Here is a 928-nt window from a genome sequence, read left to right as displayed (position 1 = left end):
CGCCCTGGCGCGGAAGCTCAACAAGAGCGGCTATGGCGGCTATCTGGAGGGCCTGATCGGGCAGCGGTGAGGGCGGGCCGCTGGCCGCCGCTGTCTCGCCAAACAGGCGGGTCTGCTGCTATCCGTCCGGCGCCGCCCACCCTGGGAGTTTCGAAGTGGCTCTGGACGACCGTGCCTATATCGCGCGCTACCTCGCGGATTCCCGGCGGGCGCTGGACGATTTCATCGCCGATGCCGCCGCGCAGGATACCCTCTTCGCCATGGCGGAGGATATCTGCGCCGCCCTGCGCGCCGGGCGGCGCCTGCTGCTGGCCGGCAACGGCGGCAGCGCGGCGGATGCGCAGCATATCGCGGCCGAATTCGTGTCCCGCCTGATGTACGACCGCGCGCCCCTGGCCGCGCTGGCGCTGACCACGGACACTTCCGCCCTGACCGCCATCGGCAACGACTATGGCTATGAGCTGGTCTTCGAGCGGCAGGTGCTGGGCCTGGGCCAACCGGGCGATGTCTTCCTCGGCATCAGCACCTCCGGCAATTCGCCCAATATCCTGCGCGGGCTTCAGGCGGCGCGCGGCAAGGGCATCCGCACCTTCGGCTTCACCGGCGCGGCGGGCGGCGCCATGCGGGAGAGCTGCGACCGGCTGCTGCGGGCGCCTTCCACCCAGACGGCCATCGCGCAGCAGATCCATATCACCGCCGCCCATATGCTCTGCGCCCTGGTGGAGCGGAGCATGTTCCCGCCCGCCGCCTGAGCCCCGGCGGCAGTTGTCCCCAGATTGCGGGGACAGAGCTGTGGATCACCGGGTGGACAGCTTGTCCCCGGGCGGTGGAGGGGCGGGCCGCTGATCCGCCCGGAACAGCGGCTCCGGCTGCCCGCGCCTCATCCCCGCCCGCCGGCCAGCCGCGCCGCCGCCGGGCTGCGGCCGAG

Annotated in this window: 1 protein-coding gene; it reads left to right on the top strand. The window is 72.0% G+C overall.

The features are described from left to right. Window positions 1–155: 155 nt before the first annotated feature. The gene (locus tag IBL25_RS26350; protein ID WP_456315892.1) at window positions 156–752 is read left to right on the top strand and encodes a D-sedoheptulose 7-phosphate isomerase; all 597 of its coding nucleotides are present in this window, start codon (window positions 156–158) and stop codon (window positions 750–752) included. The last annotated feature ends 176 nt before the right edge of the window (window positions 753–928 follow it).

The sequence above is a fragment of the Pseudoroseomonas ludipueritiae genome (assembly GCF_014490445.1).
Lineage (GTDB): Bacteria > Pseudomonadota > Alphaproteobacteria > Acetobacterales > Acetobacteraceae > Pseudoroseomonas > Pseudoroseomonas ludipueritiae.
The sequence above is the reverse complement of the archived record's forward strand: the minus strand, read 5'-3'. Positions and strand labels throughout refer to the sequence as shown.